This window comes from Ruegeria sp. AL3 (assembly GCF_056536065.1).
The window spans coordinates 1,307,715-1,333,722 of sequence record NZ_JBQFJG010000001.1 but is presented as its reverse complement, the minus strand read 5'-3'; the positions used below and the strand labels follow the sequence as shown (position 1 = coordinate 1,333,722).

The 26,008-nt window shown below is 59.3% G+C and carries 26 protein-coding genes and 1 pseudogene; 17 read left to right on the top strand and 10 right to left on the bottom strand.

The window, feature by feature from the left end:
- Positions 1–14: 14 nt before the first annotated feature.
- Both ACR3E6_RS06695 and ACR3E6_RS06690 read right to left on the bottom strand, forming a co-directional pair.
- Positions 15–1,754: a heparinase II/III family protein gene (locus tag ACR3E6_RS06695; RefSeq protein WP_480486399.1), complete on the bottom strand. Its 1,740-nt coding sequence runs from the start codon at positions 1,752–1,754 to the stop codon at positions 15–17.
- Positions 1,755–1,844: 90 nt separating this feature from the next.
- Positions 1,845–3,104: an RsmB/NOP family class I SAM-dependent RNA methyltransferase gene (locus tag ACR3E6_RS06690; RefSeq protein ID WP_480486397.1), complete on the bottom strand. Its 1,260-nt coding sequence runs from the start codon at positions 3,102–3,104 to the stop codon at positions 1,845–1,847.
- A gap of 88 nt (positions 3,105–3,192) precedes the next feature.
- On the opposite strand from ACR3E6_RS06690, the gene ACR3E6_RS06685 reads away from it, so the two are divergent.
- Positions 3,193–3,375, top strand: coding sequence for a DUF1674 domain-containing protein (locus ACR3E6_RS06685; protein ID WP_152459369.1), 183 nt, complete (start codon positions 3,193–3,195; stop codon positions 3,373–3,375).
- 4 nt (positions 3,376–3,379) lie between these two features.
- Here the strand turns inward: ACR3E6_RS06685 and ACR3E6_RS06680 are convergent, their stop codons facing one another.
- A complete protein-coding gene (locus ACR3E6_RS06680; protein WP_171637293.1) occupies positions 3,380–4,234 on the bottom strand; it encodes a LysR family transcriptional regulator in 855 nt (284 codons plus the stop codon).
- Positions 4,235–4,333: 99 nt separating this feature from the next.
- Here ACR3E6_RS06680 and tmpA point away from each other — a divergent pair, with 99 nt between their 5' ends.
- The 3 genes from tmpA to ACR3E6_RS06665 are packed head-to-tail and all read left to right on the top strand — an operon-like array spanning position 4,334 to position 6,722.
- Positions 4,334–5,470, top strand: coding sequence for a 2-trimethylaminoethylphosphonate dioxygenase (gene tmpA / locus ACR3E6_RS06675; protein WP_480486395.1), 1,137 nt, complete (start codon positions 4,334–4,336; stop codon positions 5,468–5,470).
- Positions 5,467–6,057, top strand: a complete 591-nt coding sequence (gene tmpB, locus ACR3E6_RS06670) for a (R)-1-hydroxy-2-trimethylaminoethylphosphonate oxygenase (protein ID WP_171117191.1) — start codon at positions 5,467–5,469, stop codon at positions 6,055–6,057. Before tmpA ends, tmpB begins: the two co-directional genes overlap by 4 nt.
- The gene (locus tag ACR3E6_RS06665) at positions 6,054–6,722 is read left to right on the top strand and encodes an ureidoglycolate lyase (RefSeq protein ID WP_171724678.1); all 669 of its coding nucleotides are present in this window, start codon (positions 6,054–6,056) and stop codon (positions 6,720–6,722) included. Before tmpB ends, ACR3E6_RS06665 begins: the two co-directional genes overlap by 4 nt.
- Here ACR3E6_RS06665 and ACR3E6_RS06660 read toward each other — a convergent pair.
- Positions 6,709–7,392, bottom strand: coding sequence for a DUF2306 domain-containing protein (locus ACR3E6_RS06660; protein WP_480486392.1), 684 nt, complete (start codon positions 7,390–7,392; stop codon positions 6,709–6,711). The genes ACR3E6_RS06665 and ACR3E6_RS06660 overlap by 14 nt on opposite strands.
- Positions 7,393–7,431: 39 nt before the next feature.
- Entirely contained in the window at positions 7,432–8,241 is an 810-nt protein-coding gene (gene dapB / locus ACR3E6_RS06655; protein ID WP_171363421.1) for a 4-hydroxy-tetrahydrodipicolinate reductase, read from the bottom strand.
- A 91-nt stretch (positions 8,242–8,332) separates the two neighbouring features.
- On the opposite strand from dapB, the gene rbfA reads away from it, so the two are divergent.
- The 6 genes from rbfA (at position 8,333) to rpsO (ending at position 12,474) form a co-directional block, all read left to right on the top strand.
- Positions 8,333–8,728 carry a 30S ribosome-binding factor RbfA gene (gene rbfA / locus ACR3E6_RS06650; RefSeq protein WP_152459376.1) on the top strand — a complete coding sequence of 132 codons (396 nt, stop codon included), beginning with the start codon at positions 8,333–8,335 and terminating at the stop codon, positions 8,726–8,728.
- A complete protein-coding gene (locus ACR3E6_RS06645) occupies positions 8,725–9,462 on the top strand; it encodes a phosphodiester glycosidase family protein (RefSeq protein ID WP_480486389.1) in 738 nt (245 codons plus the stop codon). The genes rbfA and ACR3E6_RS06645 overlap by 4 nt, the downstream gene beginning before the upstream one ends.
- Before the next feature lie 60 nt (positions 9,463–9,522).
- Positions 9,523–10,428, top strand: coding sequence for a tRNA pseudouridine(55) synthase TruB (gene truB, locus ACR3E6_RS06640; protein ID WP_170346688.1), 906 nt, complete (start codon positions 9,523–9,525; stop codon positions 10,426–10,428).
- Positions 10,429–10,449: 21 nt separating this feature from the next.
- Positions 10,450–10,953 (top strand): DUF1643 domain-containing protein, encoded by a 504-nt coding sequence (locus ACR3E6_RS06635; protein ID WP_480486387.1) that lies wholly within the window; start codon positions 10,450–10,452, stop codon positions 10,951–10,953.
- Between the two features lie 94 nt (positions 10,954–11,047).
- Positions 11,048–12,061 (top strand): calcium-binding protein, encoded by a 1,014-nt coding sequence (locus ACR3E6_RS06630; protein WP_480486385.1) that lies wholly within the window; start codon positions 11,048–11,050, stop codon positions 12,059–12,061.
- A gap of 143 nt (positions 12,062–12,204) precedes the next feature.
- Entirely contained in the window at positions 12,205–12,474 is a 270-nt protein-coding gene (gene rpsO, locus ACR3E6_RS06625; RefSeq protein WP_152459381.1) for a 30S ribosomal protein S15, read from the top strand.
- Positions 12,475–12,656: 182 nt separating this feature from the next.
- On the opposite strand, the gene ACR3E6_RS06620 is transcribed toward rpsO, so the two are convergent.
- Complete coding sequence (locus tag ACR3E6_RS06620) at positions 12,657–13,409, bottom strand: class I SAM-dependent methyltransferase (RefSeq protein ID WP_171637304.1); 753 nt, start codon at positions 13,407–13,409, stop codon at positions 12,657–12,659.
- A gap of 394 nt (positions 13,410–13,803) precedes the next feature.
- Between ACR3E6_RS06620 and ACR3E6_RS06615 the strand changes: the two genes are divergently transcribed.
- Positions 13,804–14,925 (top strand): Hint domain-containing protein, encoded by a 1,122-nt coding sequence (locus ACR3E6_RS06615; protein WP_480486382.1) that lies wholly within the window; start codon positions 13,804–13,806, stop codon positions 14,923–14,925.
- Between the two features lie 116 nt (positions 14,926–15,041).
- Here the strand turns inward: ACR3E6_RS06615 and ACR3E6_RS06610 are convergent, their stop codons facing one another.
- The gene (locus tag ACR3E6_RS06610) at positions 15,042–16,643 is read right to left on the bottom strand and encodes a BCCT family transporter (RefSeq protein WP_171637305.1); all 1,602 of its coding nucleotides are present in this window, start codon (positions 16,641–16,643) and stop codon (positions 15,042–15,044) included.
- Positions 16,644–17,125: 482 nt separating this feature from the next.
- On the opposite strand from ACR3E6_RS06610, the gene pnp reads away from it, so the two are divergent.
- Together pnp and ACR3E6_RS06600 are read left to right on the top strand one after the other, a co-directional pair.
- A complete protein-coding gene (gene pnp / locus ACR3E6_RS06605) occupies positions 17,126–19,276 on the top strand; it encodes a polyribonucleotide nucleotidyltransferase (protein WP_480486380.1) in 2,151 nt (716 codons plus the stop codon).
- A gap of 174 nt (positions 19,277–19,450) precedes the next feature.
- Positions 19,451–20,251, top strand: a pseudogene (locus ACR3E6_RS06600) (Hint domain-containing protein); the annotation flags it as partial.
- Between the two features lie 214 nt (positions 20,252–20,465).
- Here the strand turns inward: ACR3E6_RS06600 and ACR3E6_RS06595 are convergent.
- On the bottom strand, positions 20,466–21,101 hold the full coding sequence (locus ACR3E6_RS06595) for a DUF1326 domain-containing protein (protein ID WP_171637310.1): 636 nt from the start codon (positions 21,099–21,101) through the stop codon (positions 20,466–20,468).
- Positions 21,102–21,336: 235 nt separating this feature from the next.
- Between ACR3E6_RS06595 and ACR3E6_RS06590 the strand changes: the two genes are divergently transcribed.
- From ACR3E6_RS06590 to ACR3E6_RS06580, 3 genes are all read left to right on the top strand, one after another.
- The gene (locus ACR3E6_RS06590; protein WP_171233448.1) at positions 21,337–21,609 is read left to right on the top strand and encodes a PepSY domain-containing protein; all 273 of its coding nucleotides are present in this window, start codon (positions 21,337–21,339) and stop codon (positions 21,607–21,609) included.
- A 23-nt stretch (positions 21,610–21,632) separates the two neighbouring features.
- Positions 21,633–22,133, top strand: a complete 501-nt coding sequence (locus ACR3E6_RS06585; protein WP_171637312.1) for a helix-turn-helix transcriptional regulator — start codon at positions 21,633–21,635, stop codon at positions 22,131–22,133.
- Between the two features lie 139 nt (positions 22,134–22,272).
- Entirely contained in the window at positions 22,273–22,962 is a 690-nt protein-coding gene (locus ACR3E6_RS06580; protein WP_480486377.1) for an outer membrane protein, read from the top strand.
- A gap of 227 nt (positions 22,963–23,189) precedes the next feature.
- On the opposite strand, the gene ACR3E6_RS06575 is transcribed toward ACR3E6_RS06580, so the two are convergent.
- Positions 23,190–23,840, bottom strand: coding sequence for a peroxiredoxin (locus ACR3E6_RS06575; protein WP_171637316.1), 651 nt, complete (start codon positions 23,838–23,840; stop codon positions 23,190–23,192).
- Positions 23,841–24,053: 213 nt separating this feature from the next.
- On the opposite strand from ACR3E6_RS06575, the gene ACR3E6_RS06570 reads away from it, so the two are divergent.
- On the top strand, positions 24,054–25,493 hold the full coding sequence (locus ACR3E6_RS06570) for an aldehyde dehydrogenase family protein (protein ID WP_480486375.1): 1,440 nt from the start codon (positions 24,054–24,056) through the stop codon (positions 25,491–25,493).
- A 59-nt stretch (positions 25,494–25,552) separates the two neighbouring features.
- Here the strand turns inward: ACR3E6_RS06570 and ACR3E6_RS06565 are convergent, their stop codons facing one another.
- Positions 25,553–25,990 carry a glyoxalase superfamily protein gene (locus ACR3E6_RS06565; RefSeq protein ID WP_371732282.1) on the bottom strand — a complete coding sequence of 146 codons (438 nt, stop codon included), beginning with the start codon at positions 25,988–25,990 and terminating at the stop codon, positions 25,553–25,555.
- Positions 25,991–26,008: the final 18 nt, after the last annotated feature.

Sequence of the window (26,008 nt, the reverse complement as noted above, 5' to 3'; positions counted from 1 at the left end):
AGGTCCTTTTGGCGTCAGTCTAACTCGGGCTCGTCCCGGTGCGAATCGCGCACGGCATAGGCTGTGTCCTGTGCCTTGCTCAGAGTCCACCGGGTGCGCGTCGCATACTCCATTGCGCGCCCGGATAGAACGATCTGTTTTGTCGCGCGTGGCTTCAAACGCCCTTTTTCAAGGTAAACGCTTGGCTCGACGGACAATTTTCCAACGCCGTCATGTCGGAAAACCCAGATTTCACCGCTTTTGAGCGCCATCGACACTGCCGCCCCGCCCAAATCCAGCGCCGCATCGACATCCGGATGCAGGTGAAACCGGATGTCATAGCCAATGCCTTTGAGGCCCGAAGCGTCCATCGCCTTGTCAAATTGACGCTTTGCCTTGTCGGTCGCCGTCAGCAGAATATCCTCGACCGTCAGCTCGCGCCCGTCAAATCGCAACTCAAAGGTCCGCGCATGGGTCAGACCAAAGACCTTTGCGTATCCATCGTGCCCCGCCATGAAGCGGATGCCCTCGAACGCATCCTCGAAATCAACGGGCACCTCCTGTGGTGCGTCCACCAGCGCCTGCGCTTCACGCCCCGGCACCGGTTTGGCCAGCCGGGCGCTTGAGAACCCATCTAGGCAAAGCGTCGAGTGCGACGGCGTCGCCCGTCCTGCGCGGCGCCATTCCAGCCCGAAACTGGCCCCCGACCCGCAATTCACGATCAGCGGCCGCCGCCCCGAGGTCAGCTCGAACGCCAGAGTAGAGGCATGCGCATTGTACGAGGCCGCCCCCGACGGCGGTATGCTGGCATCCACGATCACCGTGGTGCGCGCCGCAGACAAACGGGCATAGCCCATTGGCAGTTCGGTCGCTGCCTTGTGCTTGACGCCGCTTTGCGCAAGGGCCTGTTCCAGTCGCCCTTCGACACCGCGCCCACCGCCATGGAACCGCGCCAAGGCCCCATCCGCATGGCGCAGGCTGCGCAGGGTCGGCGCGATCCGTTTGATCGCATTGGCCTGAGCGGCAGGCGTCCCGCGACCAAGATCATTCAGCGCAGCCGAAGTCCAGCTGAGCAGCGTGAATACCTCGAGCAATTCTTCCGGATTGCGGGTTGGAATTCCGCCCTGCGCATCCACCTGACGGTCGCATTCCCCGGCCAGGGCGCGCAGGGCCGGGTCGGCCATTCGCTCCAGCCCCTCCAGCGCCAGCCCGGCCTGCACCAGTCCGGCCAGCGCCTCGAACCGGGGCAGTCCCGGGGTCGCGGCATGCCAGCGTTTGGACAGGAACCATGTTTGCTGGGCCAGCGAGCGGAAAAACAGTTTGCTTTGTTTTTCATCCGCCCCTCGCAGCAGAAAAAGCGCATGGTTGATCCAGCGCATCACCCGACGTCCGGTCAGATCAGGCGCCCAGCCGGGCCCCTGCCCGCGGCCATGAGATTCGATCCATCCCCACACCCAGCGCTGCGCCTTTTCCCGCGCACGCATGTCTCCGACCGCCGCCAGATCATCCAGCCACGCAAAGCCGTGACGTTCTTCGTCAAAGCCGGCACTGGGGGCGGTGACGTCCCAAAGCCCGGTATCTTCGGCCTCGACCAGATAGCCCGCGAACAACAGATTTCCGGCAACCAGTTGCCGGCCACGTGCGAACGAACCCACCGAGCGCGGATCCGGTTGCGCAACAAACCCTGTGACCGCCTTTTGCCGCTGGCTCAGGCGCGCATAGAAACGGTTCTTAAACCGCATCCACCGACTGGCCATGGTGTCTGAATTCGACATGACGCGTGTTACTCTGCCCCTTGCGCTCTGCTGGCGCTTGAGACCCAACGATAGACCGCGCCGATCGTCAAGTCACCGAAAAGCGTGCGTTCAGACGGATTTGGTCAGACAAGCGATATAGAACCCGTCCATACCACCCCGATCCGGCCAATAATCCGGTCGCAATCGCAAGCCACCTTCTTCGGTGATCCAATCCGTTTCGACACCGGGTACGTTCAGCGCGTCGCGATCCACGCTCATGTCCGAATACATGCCCAGCGCCTCTTCAACCTGAACTTCCCCCTCGTCCGGCAGCAGGGAACACGTGCAATAGGCCAGGCGCCCACCGGGTTTGAGCAAGCCCCACGCATGGGCCAACATGCGCGTCTGGAGCTCGATCAGGCCGCCGAATTCCGAACCGTCCTTGGCAAACGGCAAGTCAGGATGCCTGCGAATCGTACCCGTGGCCGAGCACGGCGCGTCCAGCAGGATCGCGTCGTACCGGTCTTCGTGTTCCAGCGCATCGCCCACGATGACCTTCGCCCTGAGGCCGGTCCTTGCAAGGTTCTCGCGCACCCGTTCCATCCGTGATTCCGACACGTCTAGCGCCGTGACATCAGCCCCTGCGGCCGCAAGCTGCATCGTTTTCCCACCCGGCGCCGCACACAGATCCAGCACTTTCTGGCCCGCCTTCGGGGCCAGAACGCGAACCGGCAATGCGGCCGCCGCATCCTGCACCCACCAGTCTCCGGCCTTGTACCCCGGCAGGGTCGAGACCTGACCCGCATCGTGCAACCGCACCGACCCGGTCGGAAGGATCTCGCCTGAAGGGCCTTCCGCCCCGGGTTTCAAGGTAAGGTCCAGTGGCGCACCCGCGAAATGTGCCTGCTCCATTCCGGTAACGGCATCCGTGCCCCACGCTGCGATCAGCGGTTCACGCAACCAGTCCGGCAAACGCGGAACGCGCATCTTCGGCCACGCCTCGGGGCCTTCTGCCGCAATCTTGCGCAGAACGGCATTCACCAACCCCTTGAGGCGACCATGCTTGCGCGAACGGCTGACGATCTCGACCATGGAATTGACGACGCCATGGGCGGCTTCGCCGCTGCAAAGCTCGACCGCACCCAGTCTCAGCGCGTTGTGGACCGTCAGAGCGGGTGTTCGGTTCAGGTGGTTGGCCAGCAGGCGGTCGGCCCGTTCCAGCCCACGCAGTGTTTCCAACGCCAGTCGCTGGGCACGCGCGCGATCCTCGGGTTCCAACCGATCCACTGCGCCCTCCGCCAGACACTCGGCCAGCAGGCGACCTTCGCCCAGAACCTGATCCAGAAGATAGATTGCGCTGCGCCGTGCTGCTGTCGCGCTGTTAGACATGGTACCGCCTTCATGTGACCTGCGCCCGCATTGCCAATAGCGGACGCGGGCGTATATCAAGACTGCGCAAGGAAAGGAACCCGATGTCATGAGTGACGACCGCAAAGACTTGCCCCCCGCCGCCCAGCGCGCCCTGGCCGAAGCGGAAGAACGCCGCCGCAAAGCCAAAGCCGAGGCCCGGGAATTGCCGAAAGAGCTGGGTGGCCGAGACGGACCGGACCCGGCCCGCTACGGTGACTGGGAAAAGAAGGGCATCGCCATCGATTTCTGAACGGTCAACCACGCAGCGCCTTGAGGAAATCCTCGATCAGCGCCCGTTGTTTTCTGGACTTCGCCCGGTCTTCAGGCCAGGTCAGCCAGTACCCGTCTTTGGTGTGCAATTCGGGTAAATCCAGCCGCCGCAACCGACCCTCTTGCAAGTCGGCAAGGGCCAAGGGCACCGATCCCAAAACCACACCCATGCCGCGCTGCGCAGCCGAAATCGCATGTTCCATCGAATCAAAACTGATTTTTGATTGCGGCAGGTCCTGCTGGCCGTTTTTCTGGCTCCACTCTCTCCAGCCGGGGCGTTCTCCGCGCAGGTCAATCAATTGGGCGCCCCAGTCGACACCCGGCGGCGCCATGGGGGCAAGGACCTCAGGCGCGATCAGGGCGGCATCACGCCCGGCCCAGATGCCCCGACCATATCGGATTTGCAGCCAGGTTCGTTCTTCGTCCAAAGACGACCGGCGCGCGACCGAGTCGGTCATCACCCGAACCCCTGGCTGCATCTCGTGAAACCGGGTCAGCGCCGGCAGAACCAGTGCGTGGATGTTCGACGACAAGCCGGCCACGCGCAACTCGCGCGGGGATTTGCCAAACAGGTCCTCGGTATTGCGCTCCAGCGCGCGAAGGCTGTCCTGCACCAAAGGCAGATAGCTTTCACCTTCGACCGTCAGCGACACGCCCCGCGCCTCGCGCACGAACAAGGATCGGCCCAGCCAGGCTTCGAGGTTGCCGATCCGCTGGCTGACAGCGGCCTGCGTCAGCCCGAATTCCTTGGCTGCTGCCGAGAACCCACCAAGACGCCCCGCGGCCTCGAACACGCGCAGCCAGTCCAGTGGCGGTAGCCCGATCTTTTTCTTAGCCATTAGATTTTCCAAGCCTCAGCCGAAATAAGGATTAATTGTCGTAATGCCATGAACGGCGTATCTGCTCAACCAAAGCTCGCGCCGAACAGGAGACCCCAAATGCTGCGCACCGCCACCCATGACACTTCGATCGTCACCGTCGCGTTCGACACAGGAACGCAAGCCCGCTTTCACGCCGTCTGGTTGCGCGACAACGCGCTGGACCCGGAAACCCGCGCCCCGGGCAACGGCCAGCGGCTGATCACCATCGGCGATATCCCTGCTGACATCTCGGTCAGTTCAGCCGAGGTTGTCGCGGGCGGCCTTCAGGTCACGTTCCAGCCCGAAGACAAAACCGTTACCTTCCCGGCCGAATGGCTGGTCGAACACAACTATGATTGCGAACGGGACGATACGCTGGGCCGCACCGGCCCCGGCATCATCACCTGGGAAGGCGGGATCGCCGCCCCCTCTGGTGACTGGAACGAGGTTCATGCCAGCCCTGCGACCAAACGCAACTGGCTGGCGTCTGTGGCGAGTTACGGCTTTGCCAAGCTGACGGGCGGGCCAACCGAACCAGAATCGCTTTTGAAAGTGGCCGACCTGTTCGGCTATGTCCGCGAAACCAACTATGGCCCTTATTTCGAAGTTCGGACGGAAGTGAACCCGACCAACCTCGCCTATACCGGGCTTGGCTTGCAGGCCCACACCGACAACCCCTATCGCGACCCTGTGCCGACGCTGCAAATCCTCTATTGTCTGGAAAACAGCGCCGAAGGCGGCGACTCGATCGTGGTCGACGGCTTTCGCGCTGCCGAAAAACTGCGTGCGCAGAACCCCGAAGGTTTTGCGCTGCTGGCAGGCTACCCGGCGCGGTTTGAATATAAGGGGTCAGACGGTGTCTGCCTGCGGTCTCGCCGTCCGATGATCGAATTGTCGCCGGATGGAGAACTGGTTGGCATTCGCTTCAACAACCGTTCCTCAGCGCCATTCGTGGACGTGCCTTTCGACAGGATGGAAGCCTATTACGCGGCTTACCGCCAACTGGGCGAGATCATCGACGACCCGGCCATGGGCGTGTCGTTCAAACTGGAGCCGGGCGAAAGTTTCATCGTCGACAACACCCGTGTCCTGCATGCACGGCTGGGCTATTCCGGTGCCGGTTCGCGCTGGTTGCAGGGATGCTATGCCGACAAGGACGGGCTGCTGTCCACACTGGCGGCGATGAAGATGACGCAGCCGGAGGCAGCGGAATGAAGCCCGATTTCTCGACCCTGAACCGGGACAATATCGTCGCCTTCATCGGGGATATCTTCGAACGCCGCGGCGGTGAGGAATATCTTGGCGAACCCGTCACCATGGCCCAGCACATGCTGCAAGGCGCCACCATCGCCGAACAGAACGGCCAGCCTGAAGAGATCATCGTCGGCGCCTTGTTGCATGATATCGGCCATTTCACGTCCGAATTCGGAACCTACCACCCCGATGATACCGAAGACCGCCACCACGAGGATGCGGGTGCTGAGGTGCTGGAACAGTTCTTCCCTTCGGTCATCACCGATTGCTGCCGCTATCACGTGGCCGCCAAACGGTATCTCTGCGCCACCAAGCCCGAATATTTCAACCGCCTCTCTGCCGCCTCGGTCCATACCTTGGAACTGCAAGGCGGCCCGATGAGCGCCGAAGAAGTCGCCGCCTTCGAATCCAATCCGAACCTGAAAGAGATCATTCAAGTCCGGTACCTGGATGAGGCCGGCAAACGGGCGGACATGGAGACACCGGATTTCGCCCATTTCGCACCGATGGTGCAGCGCATGGTCGACAAGCACCTGGGGGCATCATGACCGCACCCGAGTACATCTTCGAGGCCAGTTCCAAGCCATCCCTGCCGTGGCACGAGGTTCCCCTGATCCGGGCGACGGACAACACGGTTAGGGGGTACGGCTGTTTGGTCGACGACCCCGAGACCTTTGAAATCGAGATCGTACGCTGGCCGCAGCAGGGCTGGCGACCGATTGACGACGGCACGGGTGACGAAGGCGGCTGGGTTGAAGGCACGTTCAAATGCGATTGGCAGGGTGACGTGCTTTACGGTGAGAACGAGGCGGTCAAAGGCCATTACGTGCTGGGTTGGTCCGCCGACCCTCAGCACGCGCAAACCGACCGGCAAACGGCCCCGCGGGATCAGGTGTTGCTGTGGCATATGAATTATCACCCCGATGGCGGGCAGATGTTCTGGCCGCTGGACAACAAGCCCTTCATCGTGCCCGCGGCCCTGCCTGGCGACAATCTGACCCCGGACAAGGTGGTGGCATTCTGGTGTGACGGGTCAAAGGGGCTCTATATCCATCCCGGCATCTGGCACGAGGGGATTTTCCCGGTCGAGGACAACCAGCGTTTTCTGGATCGTCAGGGCCGGGTCCACGCGCGGGTCAGCGCCGATATCGGCAAAGAGTTCGGCGTTTATCTGGCCTGCCCGCTGCGGGCGGACAAAGTCAGGGATTTGTGACCAACGCCCCCTGATGCCTCTGGCGCCGGCGCGCAATCCAGATCTGCACGGCCAGCAGATAAGGCACAAAGAACGCGAAATTCTGCACCAGATCAAAAGGGCCCGAGAAATCGGGCTCTGACCCCACCCCTCCGGTCAGCAGATACCAAAGCGTATAGTGGACTCGGTAAAGCCACGACCCCAACGCCAGCCAGAACAGCCGCAATCCCCATGCCCAATGGCCTGCGCGATCCCCTTCCAAAGCCCTGCGCGCCACCATCAGCGCAGCCGTGAAAAGACACAGCCCGTACAGAAAAAAGGCGGCAGACATCAGCGGCCCACCGATGGTTCCGCGCAGGGGAATATAGCTCATGCCCGCCAGCCCGGTGATCCATGCCAGCGCCACCAGACAGGCTCCCAACATGCGGTGAAATCGATTGTACTTGAGCCGCAGCCCCTTCAACAGTTGAAGCGGGACGAGTGCGACCAGAAAAGTACCAGCCAGAATGTGTACCAACATCGCGGCATTGCCGACATTCTCACCATCAGCGAACAAGTAACTGTGCCGGGCAGCGTCCTGCGACAGGCCTTTGCCGATCATTTCAACGCCATGCGCAACGAATGGCAACAGTGTCAGGTAGAACACCGCAAGCAAAATGCCGGTTGCCAGTCCAGAGCGCCGAATCCTCATGAATCAAAGCTTAGCGTCGGCGACCGCTTCGTCTATGGCTCACAGACCCAGCACATCCACCATGTCATATTGGCCGGGTGCCTTCCCCTGCCCCCACAGCGCCGCCTTCAGCGCGCCGCGGGCAAAAATCGCGCGGTCGCTGGCCAGATGGCGCAGAACGATGCGCTCGCCGGGCGCGGCGAACAGGACGTCATGTTCACCAACGATGTCTCCGCCGCGAATGGCGTGGAAGCCAATGTCACCACGCTTGCGCGCACCGGTGATGCCATCCCGCCCCCGGTCGGCCACATCCGACAGTTTGACGCCACGCCCCTCGGCGGCGGCCTCGCCCAGCATCAGCGCGGTGCCGGATGGTGCGTCCACCTTGTGATGGTGATGCCCTTCGATGATTTCGATATCAAAATCCTCATCCAGTGCAGCCGCGACTTTCTTGGTCAGTTGCACCAGCAGGTTGACGCCAAGGCTCATGTTCCCTGCCCGCACGATCACCGCGTGGCGCGAGGCCGGTTCCAGCGCGGCGATCTGCTCATCCGTCATGCCGGTCGTGCCGATCACATGCACGCAACGCGCCTGCGCGGCCAAAGCGGCAAAGTCCAGCGTCGCCTCGGGCGCGGTAAAGTCGATCACCGCCTGTGCCTGCGCAAAAGCTTCCAGCGGGTCATCGGTAACTTTGACGCCCAGCGCCTGGCCACCCATGGCTTCGCCCACATCCTGACCGACCCAGTCATGCCCCGTGCGCTCGACCACGCCGACCAGACGCGCCTGATCACTGTCGGTTACGGTCTTGATCAGCATCTGCCCCATACGGCCCGAAGCCCCTGTGATGACGATACCCGGAATATGGGTCATGGCGGTATTCCCTTGCTGCAAACTGCTCAAAGCCTCCTACCCCGTTCGCGCCCGCTTGGCAAAGCCCCGGTTTGCGCTTAGATCGGGGATTATGGCAAAGAACAAATTCCACGATGGCCCCGGCCCGTCCCAACGACAGCTGCGCGTCGGCGAACTGATCCGCCGCACCCTGTCCGAGGTTCTGGCGCGCGGAGATGTCCACGACCCCGACCTGAACCGCATGTCGATCACAGTGGGTGAGGTGCGCACCTCGCCCGATCTGAAAATCGCCACCGCCTATGTGCTGCCCTTGGGCGGCAAAGGGCAGGAGGACGTGATCGATCTGCTCGCCCGCAACAAAAGTGAACTGCGGCGCATGGTCGGCAAAAAGGTCGGCCTGAAATTCTCGCCCGATCTTCGGTTCCGCCTGGATGACACGTTTGACCGTCTGGACGACACCCGCCGCATGTTCGAACAGGACGCGGTGCGCCGCGATCTGGACGAGTGATCCGGGCATTCGTCACATTGGGCGCGGTTGTCTGGGCCGCACAAGCCTCTGCGGTCACTTGCGAAAAGCTGACCCATGATAACAAGCGCTATACCGTCTGCGAGGTCGACGCGGAAAACGAAGACCTGCGCCTGTTTCTCAACGACGAAAACGGAGATCTGCTGGGGCATTTCTCGTCGGTGAACGAGGCGCTGGCCCCCGGCGGCAAGCGTCTGGCCTTTGCCATGAACGCGGGCATGTACCACGATGACCGTTCGCCCGTGGGCCATTATGTCGAGAACGGCAAAGAGGTCATGCGGGTGATCTCCAACCCCGGCCCCGGCAACTTCGGCCTGCTGCCCAACGGCGTGTTCTGCATCCGCGAGGGCCGCGCTGACGTGTTCGAGACGCTGGATTTCATCGACCGGGCCCCCGACTGCCGGTTCGCCAGCCAATCCGGCCCGATGCTGGTGATCGATGGTGACCTGCACCCCCGGTTCCTGCCCGATTCGACTTCGCTCTATGTGCGCAACGGGGTGGGCACCAGCGCCGATGGTACCCGCGCGGTGTTCGCGATTTCCGAAGATTACGTCACATTCCACGAATTCGGCCGTCTGTTCCGCGACGTGCTGGAAACTCCGAATGCGCTGTTCTTCGATGGCAATATCTCTCGCATGTATGACCGCGCGAACAATCGGTCCGATCTCGGGTTTTCGCTGGGGCCGATCGTGGGTGTGGTCGAAGACGCACCTTGAAATTGACAGGACGATGGCGATCCGCTAGGTCGCGCGCCTCAGCAAGATTGAAGGTGCTATATGGGACGCAAACGCAAGGGTCGCGACATTTCCGGCTGGCTGGTGGTGGACAAGCCCGCGGGCATGACGTCGACCGCTGTGGTCAACAAGGTGCGCTGGGCGATGGATGCCAAAAAGGCGGGCCATGCGGGTACGCTTGACCCCGAAGCGACCGGCGTTCTGGCCGTGGCTCTGGGTGAGGCGACCAAAACCGTTCCCTACATCACGGACGCTCTGAAAGCCTACACCTTCACTGTCCGTCTGGGCCAGGCCACCAACACTGACGATGCCGAGGGCGAAGTGATTGCCGAAAGCGATGCCCGCCCGTCGGATGAAGACATCAAACAAGCATTGACCCCGTTTCTGGGCGACATCATGCAGGTTCCGCCCAAGTTTTCCGCCGTGAAAATCGACGGCCAGCGCGCCTATAAACTGGCCCGCGACGGCGAAGACGTGGAACTGACAGCCCGGCCTCTTTGGGTCGAGGAACTGATCCTTGTCGACCGCCCCGACGCAGATCACGTGGTGTTGGAGATGACCTGCGGCAAGGGCGGTTATGTCCGCTCGATCGCCCGCGATCTGGGTGAAGCGCTGGGATGCCACGGCCACGTCCGGGAACTGCGCCGGATCTGGTCCGGACCGTTCGAGGCCGAAGACGGGTTGAGCATCGAACAGATCGACGAAATGGCAAAAACCACGGCGTTGGACGACTATCTGCACCCGCTGGAAGCCGGCCTGTCCGACCTGCCAGAGCTTAAATGCACCCCCGAAGGCGCAACCCGCCTGCGCAATGGCAACCCGGGCATGGTGTTGGCCTCGGATGTTGAATACGGCGACGAGGCATGGGCCTCGCTGGATGGCAAGGCCGTGGCCGTGGGGGTTTACAAATCGGGCGAATTGCATCCCAGCCGGGTGTTCGCCGCCTGAACCGCGTGTTAGGCGAAAGGCATGATCACCCGAACGCACACCAAGGGCGATGCGCCCTCGACCGCCATTTACTCCGACTGCGAGAAATACCGTTATAGCCTGACCCGCGTGTGGAACCCGGCAGGGCGCAAGGCGCTGTTTGTCATGTTGAACCCGTCTACCGCGACCGAAGTGCAGAACGACCCGACGGTTGAACGCTGCGAACGTCGTGCCCGGGCGCTGGGGTTCGGCGCGTTTCAGGTGACCAACATCTTTGCCTGGCGCGACACCGATCCGCGCAAGATGCGCGCTGCTGCCGATCCGGTAGGCCCGGAAAATGACGCCGCCATTCTGGAAGGTGTTCGGTGGGCTGATCAGGTCATCGCCGCCTGGGGCACCCATGGTGCGCATCTGGACCGGGGCCCGGCGGTGGAAACCCTGCTGCGCCGGACCGGCCAGCCGCTGTTCCATCTGGGCTTGACCAAAGACGGTCACCCCAAGCACCCGCTTTATATCGCCTACAGCCAACAGCCCGAGCAATGGTGATAAAGTATTAACCATTTCAATACCTTGACTTTGACCCGATTGCCGATTGCATGGGATGTTCACCCTCGGAGCATTCTGCGATCGGAGAGGTGTCATGTTTCTGGCCGGATTGATCGGACTCGCCGCCATCGGCGGTGCCGCATACGCGATGAGCGACATGCTGATCGAAGACGAGGACGTTTTAGAGGACGGGCCCAACGAGGCCCCGGAAACGGAACCCTACACCGGAGAGTTTCTTGAGATTGGCGAAAACGTCGAAGACCCGGTGAATCCCGACATCGAAACCCAGTCCACTGGCACCGTAATCTCTGAATTCGAAGGAGACCTGGTGATTGCCGGCAGCGATGGCCCTGACCAGATCACCGGTCAGGACGGTGTTGACCAGATCAACGGGTTTGGCGGCGATGATACCATCGACGGCGGCAAGGGCGATGACGTTCTGCACGGGGGCGAAGGTACGGACACGATTTCGGGCGGTCAGGGTGATGATGTTCTGCACGGAGAGGCGGATGACGACATTCTGTTCGGCAATGAGGGGGACGATGCCCTGTTCGGCCATTTCGGGGACGACACCCTGGATGGCGGCGAAGGCGAAGACGAACTTTATGGCGGTCAGGGCGACGATACTCTGACGGGCGGGGCGGATGATGACGCGTTGCAGGGCGGGTTCGGAGACGATGCCCTGAACGGTGGCGCAGGTGAAGATACGGTCTTTGGCGGCGACGGCGATGACTTTGTCTTTGGCATCGAAGAGGGCGCAGCCGAAAAGGACTTCCTGAATGGCGGCGCCGGTGACGACACCATTGTGGCAGGCGGCGGGGATGTGGTTAACGGTGGTGAAGGCGCCGATGACATCGTGCTGAGCCCGGGTGACGAAGACGTGACTGTCATGGGATTCCAACCCGGTGAGGACAAGCTGCTTGTCACCTGGGAGGATGAGGCCGACCCGGAGATTGAGGTGGAACCTGACGCTGAAAACGCCAATCTGACCCGGGTGATGATCAACGGTCAGGAAGTGGCGCAGGTATACGGGGCTCAAGGCATGACGGTGGCCGACATTCAATTGATCACCGAAGCGCAACTGGCCCAGTACGGGCAGATGGTCTGAACCCGCAAATTCCCTTTGCCATTTGGTGAAAATGCGCTTATACGCGCCCATCCGCATCGGAATCGGTGCGGTTTTCTCCATGGGCCTGTGCTGGACGACATCCCGGCCTGCGCCATCAACTCTAACCTTTGAAGGAGACCCCGATGTCGATCACTGCTGAAGAAAAAGCACGCGTCATGAAAGAATTCGCAACCAAAGAGGGCGACACCGGTTCGCCTGAAGTACAGGTTGCCATCCTGACCTCGCGCATCACCACTTTGACCGAGCACTTCAAGACCCACAAGAAAGACAACCACGGTCGTCGCGGTCTGCTGAAGATGGTTGCCCAGCGCCGCAAGCTGCTGGACTACCTGAAAGGCAAAGAAGAAGCACGTTACCAGGACCTGATCAAAAAGCTGGGCATCCGCCGCTAAGCGCTTTTTTGCAGATGACCTGAAACCGGGTTTTCCGGTTCAACGCCCGCCAACCGGCGGGCGTTTTCCGTTGGATCCGCCGCAAGCGATACTTCCCCCTTAACTTGCCAGAACAGCAGAGCATTCCGTGGCGATCAGGGAATGCCGCGGCCGTCAGGGATTGTCCGTTGCGGCACTTGGTTCTAAGCTTTCTGCGTGTTTTCCCAGCGCGTGGCATAGTCGCTTTGCGACACACTTGCACTTGTCTTGGTGCCGGCAACAGGTTTTCGAACCACATAATCCAGAAGGACAGGCAATCCCGGACCAAAAGTTCCCAGCGGTCGCGGACGTTTCTTTGTCTTGTTGGGATTCGTCATCTTCACCACGTCACGGGCGGCATATGGCCTTAACGGCTGCCACACACATTTCAGAGCCTCATAGTTCATGGCGTTGACCCAAAAGCCGTACACGATCTCTGGGCAAATCTGATAGAAGCCGTGATTGATCCAGTTGTTCGATGGCGAATGTGCGATAAACACACCCCCGGGCTTCAGCATCTTGTCGATGTTCCGGTATGCGGTCGGCAAGTCGAACACGTGCTCGCATGTTCCACCGTCATAGATAACGTCAAACCGACCAACCAGGTTTTCAGGCAAATCCCCCGCGAGATCCTGAACGATGCTCGCACCTTCGAAATCCGAAAAATCCAGCGAATCCACTTCCGAGAACCCAAGTTTCCGAAAGAATGTTTCCGAATATCCATCATCCGGGTTGCAAAGGTCAGCTTCGGCCACTCCGGGCAGGTATTTCTGCAAGGTTTCCCTGAACAATGCGGCGGACGCAGACCGGCGCGCACCGATCCAATCCTGCCGCCCAAGCATCAGAAAGCTACCTGACAGGTCATTGGATTTGACATCTTCGATCAGGCGCGCAGCCAGGACATCAACAATTGACACTCATTCCTCCGGGGTGGTCGACAGCAGATCGTTTTGCAGTACAAATCCTGTTCCGAGAGTTCAATGTCAACGCAATAGCAGCGCCGAAGAACACTCGACAAGGCGGGCAAGTTCCCTGTTTGGGCAAGGATGGAATCGTCCCTGCCTCAACAGTATCTTGCAGCCATGGTTATTGGCATCTGAAAACACTCGCTGCGCCAGCCACAAGCCTTGGCACATCATCAGAACCAGCGGCTTTACCGGTATCAATTCCACACCACAGCGCCCTGCAGGGAGGCTGGACTTTCTAGTATGAACCGGAACACAAAAGCGACACCACCCAATGCCCAGCCTGATTGTTAAACGCAAATGAGCTTTGTGCTAACTCAGGCTTATACAAAATTCAGAAAATTAGATGACCAGCTTCAGCATATCAGACGGTAACAGTACCACATATGCAGATACTTCTCCCGGTGGCGGTGTCGTTATCGATTTCGATACGCTCGACAACAGCTTCAGTGCTCAAATCAACGGTGTTGACCTGTTTGTTGGCGGACCCGGATCTTCGCCCAATGAACTTCAGTTCCAGATTTCTGGAACCTCGGGGCAAACAGTTCGGTTTGCCGACGGTCAGAGATATGAAGTCAACACGCCAGCTGTTTGGCAGTTGGGGAATACAAACGGTGATCCCGTGGTCCGCCTGATGATCAATCCGGATGGGACGGTCGAACTCTACGGTGTGAAGACAAACAATGGTCCGCTTGAACCTCTAGAGCTGTTCAACGGAATGACAGTCAATACCGATGCGATTGCAGCGGCCTGGAACGACAGCGGTACCAATACTATTGAAATTGACCAGATTTTAACCGGCCCGACCAACGCAAGCGGTGAGTTTGTGGACGTTCTGTGCTTTGCATCTGGGACAATGATTGAAACACGCCACGGATCAGTGGCGGTCGAAGACCTGGAGATTTCAGATCAGGTGTTGACCTTTGACAATGGCTACAAACCTATTCGATGGATCGGTACGCGACGCCTCAGCGCTGCCGAGCTTCATGCGCAGCAAAGGCTAAGACCCATTTTGATCCGCACCGGAGCTTTAGGCGACGGATTCCCCAAACAGGACCTTGTCGTCTCACCGCAGCATCGCGTTCTTGTGTCGTCGGCAGTTGCACTGCGGATGTTCGATTGCAAGGATGTGCTGATCCCCGCAAACAAGTTGTTGCTACTGGACGGCGTGGACATTGTGCAAGACACAACTGACGGTATTGAGTATTTCCACTTGCTGTTCGATACCCATGAAATCATCTGGTCCAATGGGACACCGACAGAAAGCCTGTTTACCGGCCCCGAAGCACTCAAATCAGTCTCGGCTGACGCGCGACAAGAAATCATGGACTTGTTTCCAGAGTGCTGCGCTCCGCAGTTTCAAGCAACTTCTGCGCGTTTTATTCCGCAACGGGGCAAGCTAATGCGAAAACTGGTTCAACGGCATCAGGCAAATCGCAAACCCCTCTTGGAAAATGTTCACAGGTAAACGCCCGTGCCCATCTTTACTTGGAGTTACGAGTAACGAAGGTCCAGGATTTCTTAAATCGACCCGAAAAAACGCCCACCATGCGGCAGGCGTTTTTTGGGGATTCGGTGTATAATCTACATCTTTGCCCGCTCAGATTTCAACGCCAGCCACAGGCAGTAGCACATTATCAGAACCACCAGCGTAAAGGGGATGCCGGTTGAAACCGCCGCGCCCTGCAATGCGGAAAGACCGCCTCCCAACAGCAATGCGATGGCAACCAGGCCTTCCAAAGTGCACCAGAACACGCGCTGAACCACGGGTGCGTCCATCTTGCCGCCTGCAGTGATCGTGTCGATCACCAAAGATCCGGAATCAGACGAGGTGACGAAGAAGATCACGATCAGGACAAGGGCGATCGGGGCTACGATGCTGTACAGCGGCAGCTCCTTCAGGAAACCGAACAACGCTCCCTCGGGGGCGTAGCTGTCGATCACGGTCGCGCGGACGCCTTCCGCTCCGCCTGCGTTCAACATGTCGATGGCAGCGCCGCCGAAGGTCGACATCCACAGGGCACAGACGGCAGTTGGCGCAAGCAGCGCACAGATTACGAACTCGCGCACTGTACGGCCCTTTGAAATGCGGGCAATGAACATCCCAACAAACGGTGACCATGCGATCCACCACGCCCAGTAGAAGGTCGTCCAACCGTGGAAATAGCTGGTGTCTTCCCGTCCGAACGGGTTCGACAGCGCGGGCAGGTGCAGCACGTAATCAGTCATCACGTTGAAATACCGTGCGATGGCGGTGCCAATGCCCGTTACAGCGATGACGAAAAGGAACAGCCCCACGGCCATGATCATATTGATCTCACTCAGCCGTTTGACGCCCGCATCCATGCCCAGCAAAACCGAGCCCAGCGCGATCAACGTAATGCCGATGATCAGCAGAACCACGACGGTGGGGCTGGGTTCGATGCCGAAGACCTCGTAAAGGCCAGCGGCAACCTGCTGAGCACCCAGACCGAGCGATGTGGTCAATCCGAACAACGTGGCAAAAACCGCCAACGTGTCGATGATATGGCCCCACCAGCCCCAGACCCGTTCACCCAGAATTGGATAGAAGGCCGAACGCAAAGTCAGGGGCAGGTTCAGATTGTAGCTGAAGATTGCCAGGCTCAGGCCGACTGCGGCGTAAACCGCCCAGCCTTCCAGCCCCCAATGGTGAATGGTACCGACGATGCCGATATACTCATTGCCCGGGACAGCGATATCGATACCCAGTGGGCGCGCATTCCCGTCTTCGGCAAAGTTGTAGTAGACCGGCTCCATCACCCCGAAAAACAACAGGCCGATACCAATACCGGCGGCGAACATCATCGCGATCCATCCGGCGTAGGAATAATCAGGCGTGGCGTCCTTGCCGCCGATCCGCACACTACCGACGGGCAGGATGATCAGTACCAGACAAAACAGGGTGATTGCATCTACCGAAAGGACCAGAAACCAATCGAACGTGCTGGTTAGCCAAGGTCGGAGCCAGCCGAAAAACGTAGCTGCGGCCTCTTGGTTGGCCAATGCGATCAGAACGAACGCAAAGATCATGATACTCGAGATCAGAAAGACCGGGTTGTGAATGTCCAAGCCAAACGGCCGGACGTTATCCTGCCCCAGTTCATATTCCGTTTCGAAGTCGTAAATCCGGGGGTCCGGATCCAGCATCTTCTTTGTTTGTGCCATTCGATTGCCCTTCTGTTCGCTGTCTGCAAACGCCAAGGTATTCGGTCGGCGGACGGGAATGAGTTAGTTAACCCCCTTGGCGCGTTTCCGTCATTTCGACCGCAGGCTTAATGGTAAGAGCTTATACTGCCTTCATATTTTTACAAAATGCATTCGACTGCAGATATGTTAGCGCTACAGATTGTTCTGTGTTCCCGTAATCCCGCTCGTGGAAAACGAACCGCGACTTGATAAGTTGATCGTTGTTCGGGCTTGAATCTTTTGCACCCGGTGGCAGCACAAGCCAGTCCCGGCATGAAACGGCCATCCGATGCAGTTTCTCTTTCCTTCCAACGCATTCTCATGTATGCGCGCGGTATCTGAGACGTTGTGCCCTGACCTCGGCACTCGAATGGAAGATAAATTGGGGTCGGCGGCAATGGGGCCGCCACGCAAAACGGGAGACCCGCAGGGGCGGGAGTGCTCCCATCTAGGATACGCATATGTTTGATGTAACGAAGAAATCGATGCAGTGGGGCGAGGAAACGCTTACACTGGAAACCGGCAAGGTTGCCCGTCAGGCTGACGGCAGCGTGATTGCCACCCTGGGCGAAACCAGCGTCATGGCCAACGTGACCTTCGCCAAGGAACAGAAGCCCGGTCAGGACTTTTTCCCGCTGACCGTGCATTACCAAGAGAAATACTATGCCGCCGGCAAGGTTCCGGGTGGCTTCTTCAAGCGCGAAGCGCGCCCGACCGAAAAAGAGACGCTGACCGCGCGTCTGATCGACCGTCCGATCCGTCCGTTGTTCGTTGACGGCTTCAAAAACGAAGTCCTGGTGATGTGTACCGTGTTGAGCCACGATCTGGTCAACGATCCCGACATCGTTGCGATGATTGCTGCTTCGGCTGCTCTGACCATCTCGGGCGCACCGTTCATGGGCCCGATCGCGGGCTGCCGCGTGGGATACACCGACGGTGAATATGTCCTGAACCCGACCGTGGACGACATGCAGGATCTGCGCCTGAACCCCGAACAGCGTCTGGACCTGGTTGTGGCCGGCACCAAAGACGCCGTGATGATGGTGGAATCGGAAGCGTACGAACTGTCCGAAGCGGAAATGCTGGGTGCGGTAAACTTTGCGCATGAGCAGATCCAACCGGTCATCGACCTGATCATCTCGCTGGCGGAAGAAGCCGCGAAAGAGCCGTTTGACTTCCAGGCCCCGGATTACTCCGAGCTTTATGCCGCCGTTAAGGCCGCCGGTGAAGAGCAGATGCGCGTCGCCTTCGCGATCACCGACAAGCAAGAGCGCACCGCCGCTGTTGCCGCCGCCCGCGAAGCGATCAAAGAGGCGCTGACCGAAGAGCAGCTGGAAGACGGCAACCTCGGTTCCGCGATGAAAAAGCTGGAAGCCGGCATTCTGCGCGGCGACGTCGTCAGGGGCGGCAAGCGGATCGACGGTCGTTCGACCACCGATGTCCGCTCGATCGTTGCAGAAACCTCGATTCTGCCCCGGACCCACGGTTCTGCCCTGTTCACCCGCGGTGAAACACAGGCGCTGGCCGTGACCACGCTGGGCACCGGCGACGATGAGCAATTCATCGACGCGCTGCACGGCAACTTCAAATCGAACTTCCTGCTGCACTACAACTTCCCTCCGTATTCGGTGGGTGAAGTGGGCCGCGTTGGTTCGCCCGGCCGTCGCGAGATCGGCCACGGCAAACTGGCATGGCGCGCGCTTCAGGCGGTACTGCCTGCGCCGACCGATTTCCCCTACACCATTCGCGTGGTGTCCGAGATCACTGAATCCAACGGCTCAAGCTCGATGGCCTCTGTCTGCGGCGGTTCGCTGTCGATGATGGATGCGGGTGTTCCGCTGAAAGCGCCAGTTGCCGGTGTGGCCATGGGTCTGATCCTGGAAGATGACGGTGAATACGCTGTTCTGACCGACATCCTGGGTGACGAAGACCACCTGGGCGACATGGACTTCAAGGTTGCGGGCACCGAAAACGGCATCACCTCGCTTCAGATGGACATCAAGGTTGCCGGCATCACGCCTCAGATCATGGAAACCGCCCTGGCACAGGCCAAGGAAGGCCGGATGCACATTCTGGGCGAGATGGGCAAAGCCCTGTCCGAGACCAACGATTTCTCGGTCCACGCCCCGCGCATCGAGACCATGAACATCCCGACCGACAAGATCCGTGAAGTGATCGGTTCAGGCGGCAAGGTCATCCGCGAGATCGTCGAGGTTTCGGGCGCCAAGGTCGACATCAACGACGATGGCGTCATCAAGATCGCCTCGCCCGACGGGGAATCGATCAAGAAGGCCTATGACATGATCTATTCGATCGTGGCAGAGCCTGAAGAAGGTCAGGTTTACACCGGCAAGGTGGTCAAGATCGTCGATTTCGGCGCCTTCGTGAACTTCTTTGGCAAGCGTGACGGTCTGGTCCACGTGTCGCAGATCGAAAACCGCCGCCTGAACCATCCGTCGGATGTTCTGAAAGAAGGTCAGGAAGTCAAAGTCAAACTGCTGGGCTTTGACGATCGCGGCAAGGTGCGCCTGTCGATGAAAGTCGTCGATCAGGAAACCGGCGAAGAGATCGTTCCGGAAAAGAAAGAAAAGAAAGAGGAAAACGCAGAGTAATCTGCCCCTCTGACAGACAGCGGAAGGCCCCGGTTTCATCCGGGGCCTTTTTGTTTGCGCGGCACAGGACGGTTAACTGCGCCGCAACTTTGGTAAATCAATTATTAACACTTATTGCGTGTATTAGCTCAACCTTAAGGGGTATATTGCCGTTTTCAAGGAAGCTGTTCGACCGTGGCATCGATTACTGTTTACGAAATCAGCGCAGACCCGTTCAGCAACCGCAGTGTTGATATTACTGCTGCGTATTCGGTCGAAGTCACGGATAATGACGCCCTGCTGCAAGATCCCGACCCGGATGGCAGCTCGCAACTTGACCTCGCGTCTCTTCCCGGCTTTTCCGGCTCGACCCAGAATTTCAGTACTTTCGAAAACTACACAGGCACGGTCGATGGCGCGCCGGTCACGTTCATCCTGATCCAGTTTTCAAACCCGCGTTACATCATAGTCACTTCGGGTCAGGCCGAACTGAATGACACGATTTCAGATACCAGTTTTGCCGGCACCGCGCCGTCATCCGCGTATGACACTTTGCCTTCTTTCGTGTGTTTCACCACAGGATCTCTGATCCAGACACCGACTGGGCTGCGCAGGGTCGAGGCGCTGGAGCCCGGCGACCCGGTCATCACCGCCGGCGGCCATGCACGCCCGGTCCGCTGGATCGGCAAGCGCCGGTTGTCCGCGGCTGAGTTGCGGCGAAACACGCACCTGTCCCCTGTACGGATCAAGGCGGGCTGTTTCGGGCCGAACAGCCCAAGCCGCGATCTCGTCATTTCCCCACAGCACCGGATTGCCGTGACCTCGACCATGATGGAGCTTATGCATTGCGAGCCGGCGATGCTGGCCCCCGCAAAGGGGCTGATCAATGGGCATACCATCGTTCAGGAAACGCCCGCACATGGGGTGGAGTACATTCATATCCTCTTTGATCAGCATGAGTTGGTGAATGTCGAAGGACTCTGGTCCGAGTCCTTTTACCCCGGTGACACAAGTCTTAGGGCAATGGCACCCGCCACACGAAGCGAGCTGTTCGAACTGTTCCCGGAACTGGCCAATGGTGAAGGCTGTTACGGTTCGACCGCATTGCCGGTCCTCAAACCCTTCGAAGTCCGGGTGCTGTCGGCGGATCTGGCGGTTCCGGGCTGGAAGATCCGCCCCGATGAATCCGCGAAAGCCGCCTGACCGCAGGTCAGTGCGCGACGCCACCGGGGCCATGTTTCAACAGGTGCCACTGGCCGTAGCTGTCTTTCAGATCCAGTTTGATCGCCGCATAAGCTCGGGTCGAGGCGCTGCCGATCTCGGCAATGGTGAATTCGATCCCGCCGGGAATATCGATGCGTACACGGTGTTCGCCGCCACCATGCGGGGCCTGAATCGGGCGCCCGGTCGACTTTAGAACGTCGCCAACGGCAACGCTGGCCGTTCGTCCTTCGATATCCATCTTAAGCTCGATCGGCAGGTACAGCGTGTCGTGCACCGTCTCACACATGGCTCGGAACACGTACCAATGGGTTGCCATCTCTTCGGTTTCTTCGCCGTGAAAGACTTTTTCCAGCGCATCGCGCTGCGCCGGTGAGGCCGCGGGGTCGACGATCACCTGCATTTCACCGCCACCCTCGAATATTGGCCCGGGCCATGCATAGATCAACGCAGCCTTGGTTCCACTCAGATCCGTTTCGCCAAAATATCCGGTGGATATTTCAAGCACCTCGAAGCCGCGGCAATCGCCATGCGTCGGCAATTCCTCGAACTGGCAGGGGCAGGCATAGCCGCAGTTGCAGTTTCCGAAGCTTTCTCCCTCGACGTACCAATCTGTAAAAGCCATGGTTTTCTCCTGTTCAGGACAGTCAGAAAGCCCGACATCGTTGGTCCCATGCCCGTATGTTTCCGCAAAACAAACTAGCACAACTTGATTGCAATCTGAACCTGACGCGCGCAAACGGCTGCGAATGGCCTAAACCTTGGTTCTATTCACCCTGTTTCAACCAAAAACCAATCGCAGGGCGCCTCTGCCATCCCCAGTTCCACTGCATCGCCACAACGCAAAAAGGAGATGCGATATGGAAACCTTGAAACTGCTGACACTGACGGGATTGATCGCAACCGCACCAGTTCTTGCTTTGGCCAATGTCGGACTGGGCGACAAATTGGGCACAAGCGAAGCCGATATCCGCGCGGCGCTTGAAGCCCAGGGGTACCAGATCGAAGAGATCGAATTCGAAGGTGGGAAGATCGAGGTTGAACTCACCAAGGATGGCGTGGAAACTGAACTGGTTCTGTCTGACACGGACGGGGTGGTGACAGCCATCGAGCTCGAAGAGGACGACGACTGAACCCGCAACGTCCATGGGGCCGCATGAAAGTTACTCAAACGTCTTTGCTCTGGCTTCTTCTGGTGGTGCAGGCCCTCTGCGCCGCCTTTTTCATGACGGATGCGCTGCTGGATTGGACAGGCGGCGACGGCGCGGGATTTCGTCACCTTCATTCGTTCGAGCTGTTTTTGTCGCTGGCGCTTGTCGGCGGCCTGAGCGCCACGATCGCCCTGATCCGTTCCCAGTCCAGACGGGTGCGCGACATGCAGCGGCAACTGCAAGTGGCGCAAGGGGCTTTTGCCCAGGTCATCGAAACCCAGTTCAGCGCGTGGCAGCTCAGTGAGGCTGAGCGTGACGTTGCCATGCTGACGATCAAGGGGCTTTCCATCGCGGAAATCGCCGGAATGCGACAGACGAAAGAAGGGACGATCAAGGCCCAAAGCGCTGCGGTCTATCGAAAGGCGGGCGTTTCCAGCAGGGTGCAGTTGCTCAGTTTCTTTGTCGACGAACTCCTGTCAGAACCGTTGGTCAGGGATGTGCCCTGAAACAGTGGCAGAGCCTCGTGTCTATTCACTCACACATTCCTAAAAACCTGTGAAACGAAGTGAAGGCCCGGCGCCTTTCTTTTTGGGCCAGCCTCGTCCACATCCATGGCATGCGGACTTTGGAACACTGGAGATGGTTATGTTCACGCGCCTCATTCTCGCCTCTTCGGCTCTGGCGATCAGCGCAACGGCGCTTGCCGCGCAGAGCCTGGGCGACGGCACCTATATTCACGGCTTCATCGGCTACAGCCAGCTACAGGACAGCGATTTCACCGGGACGATCGGTGGCGCGACGCAATCGGTCGATACCGAATTCGACGCAGGTTTCGGACTGGGCCTCGCGGTAGGCAAGGAAATCCCGCAATGGTCCAACGATATCATCGGAACGCGGATCGAGCTGGAACTGTCATATCGCGACAGCGACGTGGGTGGTGTAAACTTTACCGGCAATGGTCCGGGGCCCGAGGGCAATATCTCGGGCGACGTCACGCAGACCTCGTTATTTGCCAATCTGCTGTTCGATTTCAAACAGGCCGGCGCGCTGACACCGTTTGCCGGGTTTGGGCTGGGTGCCACCTATTCGAATCTGGATTTTTCTTACGGGCCGGGTGTGGCGCTGGACGACACCGACACCACCTTGGCCGCCCAGCTGATCGCCGGTGTGGCATATGACATCAACCCGTCGACAGCGTTCACGATTGACGCCCGTTACGCCCGCGCCTTTGATGTTTCGTCGCAGCGCCTGGCCCCCAACGGAGCTTTGACCGGCAACGTAGAGAACGATCTGGATACTTTCAGCATCAATTTCGGACTTCGCCATAATTTCTGATTGCTTCGGGTGTCAGGTTTCTCTCCGGATTCCTGCACCTCTTTGCCCTCGCGCGTCAGGCGCGGGGGCACCCGGAAAACCCCGAAAAATGCAGTACGCGCATGACATCTCGGTGGTCGCTCGACCTGCAACAACCGCGTGCTTCATCTGGCTAAAAATATCCTCGGGGGGAATCGTGCCTGCGGGCACGATGGGGGGCAGACAGCCCCCCTGACCCGGCAACCGGCTTACGACGGCGCTTTGGTCTTGCGCAGATAGGGGAAGATCGTTTCGAACTCGCCAAACTTGGCCTTGGCGTCTTCGTTCGACACGGTTGGCGGTATGATCACGTCTTCACCCGGCACCCAGTTGGCAGGTGTCGCAACGCCCTTGGCCGACATCTGCAAACCGTCAAGCGCGCGCAGAATTTCGGCAAAGTTCCGGCCCACGGTCATCGGGTAGGTCATCGACAGCTTCAGCTGCTTGTCCGGTCCGATGATAAAGACGGAACGCACCGTGGCACTGTCAGCCGGTGTACGGCCGTCGGGCAGATATGCTTCGGCGGGCAGCATGTCGAAAGCCTTGGACACAGCCAGACCGTCGTCGGCGATGATCGGAAAGCCGGGTTCGGCCTTGCCATATTCCTCAATGTCCTTCTTCCACTTTTTGTGGTCTTCGACACCATCGACCGATACGCCGATCACCTTGGTGTTGCGCGCGGCCCATTCGTCATTCAACTGCGCAACGGCCGAAAACTCGGTGGTGCAAACAGGTGTAAAATCCTTTGGGTGCGAGAACAGAATGGCCCAGCTATCGCCAATCCAGTCGTGAAACTGAATGGTGCCCTGATCCGTTTCTGCCGTGAAATTCGGAACGGTGTCGTTGATACGCAAACCCATGGGGCATCTCCTTCTCTGTGAAAAACCTGAATCGGTTGTTTGGAACCTAATCACTTTGTGTGCAGGTTAAACCGTCCATCGCGCTTGAGGATACGGATTTCGTGGGCATTGCCAGAAAATAATTTGATCAAATTCACTATTGCTCAGCCTGTGCATGGGTGACAGAGTGGCCCCGAACAGCCGATTTCAGGCAGACCTTTAGGAGGGCTCAGGATGATCGAAAAGCGGGATTTCTATATTAATGGTCAGTGGGTGGCCCCATCGCAGCCCAATGACTTCGAGGTCATCAACCCGTCAACCGAAGACCCCTGCGCCGTGATCTCGCTTGGCGCCGAAGCCGACACGAATACGGCCGTTGCCGCGGCCAAGGCCGCCCTGCCGGGCTGGATGGCCACGCCAGTGGAAACCCGCATCGCGCTGGTGGAAAAACTGGTCGAACTCTATGCAGCCCGGGCAGAGGATCTGGCGCAGGCGATGTCGCTGGAAATGGGCGCCCCGATCGATCTGGCGCGCTCGGCGCAGGCGGGCGCCGGCATCTATCACCTGAAGAACTTCATCCGCGCCGCCAGGTCGTTTGAATTTGAACGCCCGCTGGGGGATCATGCGCCGAATGATCGCATCATTTACGAGGCGGTAGGCGTTGCCGCTTTGATCACGCCGTGGAACTGGCCGATGAACCAGATCACGCTCAAGGTTGGGGCTGCTGCGATTGCGGGCTGCACCATGGTGCTGAAACCGTCGGAACAAAGCCCGCTGAACGCGATGATCTTTGCCGAGATGATGGGCGAGGCAGGCTTCCCGCCCGGTGTGTTCAATCTGGTCAACGGCGACGGCGCGGGGGTTGGTTCGCAACTTTCGGGCCATCCGGATGTAGACATGGTCAGCTTCACCGGCTCGACCCGCGCAGGCACCGCGATTTCCAAAAATGCGGCTGATACCCTCAAGAAAGTACATCTTGAGCTAGGAGGCAAAGGGGCCAACGTCATCTTTGAGGACGCGGACGAAAAAGCGGTCAAGCGTGGGGTGCTGCACATGATGCAAAACACCGGCCAAAGCTGCAACGCCCCCAGTCGGATGCTGGTGCAGCGCCCGATCTATGACAAGGCTGTGGAAACCGCGGCCGAGGTCGCAAACATGGTCAAGGTTGGCCCTGCCTCAGAGGAAGGCCGCCATATCGGACCGGTGGTGAATGAAGTTCAGTGGACCAAGATTCAGGACCTGATCCAGAAGGGCATCGATGAAGGGGCGCGGCTGGTCGCAGGCGGCACCGGACGGCCAGAGGGGCTGAACAAGGGCTACTATGTCCGCCCCACGGTCTTTGCCGATGCAAACAACCAGATGACCATCGCCCGCGAAGAAATCTTTGGCCCGGTTCTGACCATGATCCCCTTCGACACCGAAGAAGAGGCTGTCGAAATCGCCAATGATACACCCTATGGCCTGACCAACTATGTTCAGACGCAGGACGGCGCGCGTGCCAATCGCATGGCGCGGGCGCTGCGGTCGGGCATGGTCGAAATGAACGGACAATCGCGCAGCGCGGGCTCACCGTTCGGCGGCATGAAGCAATCCGGCAACGGGCGTGAAGGCGGCGTCTTTGGGCTTGAGGACTTCCTCGAGATCAAAGCTGTCGGTGGTTGGGCGGCAGAGTAACTTAGCTGCAAAGCAGACAGATCGGGCGGGGCAACGCGGTTGGCCCCGCCCGCAACCCCCTATAGGGGCCGCACCACAAGCTGGGGTACGCCATCGGACGTGCGGCGCTGGGATTGACCGTCCCACCCAATCTCGCCGGTGACGCGCTGTCGAAATGCAGAAAAGCTGTCAAAGCGCACCACATCGACCGGCGTATCGAAATGCAGGGTCACTCGGCGACGCGCGCCATCGCCAAGCATGGTCAGACCGCGAATTTCGGCCGTGAACGCCTGACCCAGATAGCGCCCTTCGACCCGATCACCCACGCGCAGATGCATCCGGTTTCCGGCCATTGCGTGCAAGGTGTTCCAGTCTCGAACGCCATGCTGATGGGCCAGCAGTTCCAATGCCGCACTGTGCGACAGCGAAACGCCCTTCGTTTTCAAGTCTTCCCGCAGGCGTTTCGCCTGCGCTTTCAGCTCTTCAACCGGAGCAACGGTTTGGGATCGTATCATCATGTGCCTCGTGTCCTTGAA

Excerpts from the sequence above, each read along its gene's own strand:
- ACR3E6_RS06695 (WP_480486399.1), bottom strand. The coding sequence starts at position 1,754 with ATGTCGAATTCAGACACCATGGCCAGTCGGTGGATGCGGTTTAAGAAC.
- ACR3E6_RS06690 (WP_480486397.1), bottom strand. The coding sequence starts at position 3,104 with ATGTCTAACAGCGCGACAGCAGCACGGCGCAGCGCAATCTATCTTCTG.
- ACR3E6_RS06685 (WP_152459369.1), top strand. The coding sequence starts at position 3,193 with ATGAGTGACGACCGCAAAGACTTGCCCCCCGCCGCCCAGCGCGCCCTG.
- ACR3E6_RS06680 (WP_171637293.1), bottom strand. The coding sequence starts at position 4,234 with ATGGCTAAGAAAAAGATCGGGCTACCGCCACTGGACTGGCTGCGCGTG.
- tmpA (WP_480486395.1), top strand. The coding sequence starts at position 4,334 with ATGCTGCGCACCGCCACCCATGACACTTCGATCGTCACCGTCGCGTTC.
- tmpB (WP_171117191.1), top strand. The coding sequence starts at position 5,467 with ATGAAGCCCGATTTCTCGACCCTGAACCGGGACAATATCGTCGCCTTC.
- ACR3E6_RS06665 (WP_171724678.1), top strand. The coding sequence starts at position 6,054 with ATGACCGCACCCGAGTACATCTTCGAGGCCAGTTCCAAGCCATCCCTG.
- ACR3E6_RS06660 (WP_480486392.1), bottom strand. The coding sequence starts at position 7,392 with ATGAGGATTCGGCGCTCTGGACTGGCAACCGGCATTTTGCTTGCGGTG.
- dapB (WP_171363421.1), bottom strand. The coding sequence starts at position 8,241 with ATGACCCATATTCCGGGTATCGTCATCACAGGGGCTTCGGGCCGTATG.
- rbfA (WP_152459376.1), top strand. The coding sequence starts at position 8,333 with ATGGCAAAGAACAAATTCCACGATGGCCCCGGCCCGTCCCAACGACAG.
- truB (WP_170346688.1), top strand. The coding sequence starts at position 9,523 with ATGGGACGCAAACGCAAGGGTCGCGACATTTCCGGCTGGCTGGTGGTG.
- ACR3E6_RS06635 (WP_480486387.1), top strand. The coding sequence starts at position 10,450 with ATGATCACCCGAACGCACACCAAGGGCGATGCGCCCTCGACCGCCATT.
- ACR3E6_RS06630 (WP_480486385.1), top strand. The coding sequence starts at position 11,048 with ATGTTTCTGGCCGGATTGATCGGACTCGCCGCCATCGGCGGTGCCGCA.
- rpsO (WP_152459381.1), top strand. The coding sequence starts at position 12,205 with ATGTCGATCACTGCTGAAGAAAAAGCACGCGTCATGAAAGAATTCGCA.
- ACR3E6_RS06615 (WP_480486382.1), top strand. The coding sequence starts at position 13,804 with ATGACCAGCTTCAGCATATCAGACGGTAACAGTACCACATATGCAGAT.
- ACR3E6_RS06610 (WP_171637305.1), bottom strand. The coding sequence starts at position 16,643 with ATGGCACAAACAAAGAAGATGCTGGATCCGGACCCCCGGATTTACGAC.
- pnp (WP_480486380.1), top strand. The coding sequence starts at position 17,126 with ATGTTTGATGTAACGAAGAAATCGATGCAGTGGGGCGAGGAAACGCTT.
- ACR3E6_RS06595 (WP_171637310.1), bottom strand. The coding sequence starts at position 21,101 with ATGGCTTTTACAGATTGGTACGTCGAGGGAGAAAGCTTCGGAAACTGC.
- ACR3E6_RS06590 (WP_171233448.1), top strand. The coding sequence starts at position 21,337 with ATGGAAACCTTGAAACTGCTGACACTGACGGGATTGATCGCAACCGCA.
- ACR3E6_RS06585 (WP_171637312.1), top strand. The coding sequence starts at position 21,633 with ATGAAAGTTACTCAAACGTCTTTGCTCTGGCTTCTTCTGGTGGTGCAG.
- ACR3E6_RS06580 (WP_480486377.1), top strand. The coding sequence starts at position 22,273 with ATGTTCACGCGCCTCATTCTCGCCTCTTCGGCTCTGGCGATCAGCGCA.
- ACR3E6_RS06575 (WP_171637316.1), bottom strand. The coding sequence starts at position 23,840 with ATGGGTTTGCGTATCAACGACACCGTTCCGAATTTCACGGCAGAAACG.
- ACR3E6_RS06570 (WP_480486375.1), top strand. The coding sequence starts at position 24,054 with ATGATCGAAAAGCGGGATTTCTATATTAATGGTCAGTGGGTGGCCCCA.
- ACR3E6_RS06565 (WP_371732282.1), bottom strand. The coding sequence starts at position 25,990 with ATGATGATACGATCCCAAACCGTTGCTCCGGTTGAAGAGCTGAAAGCG.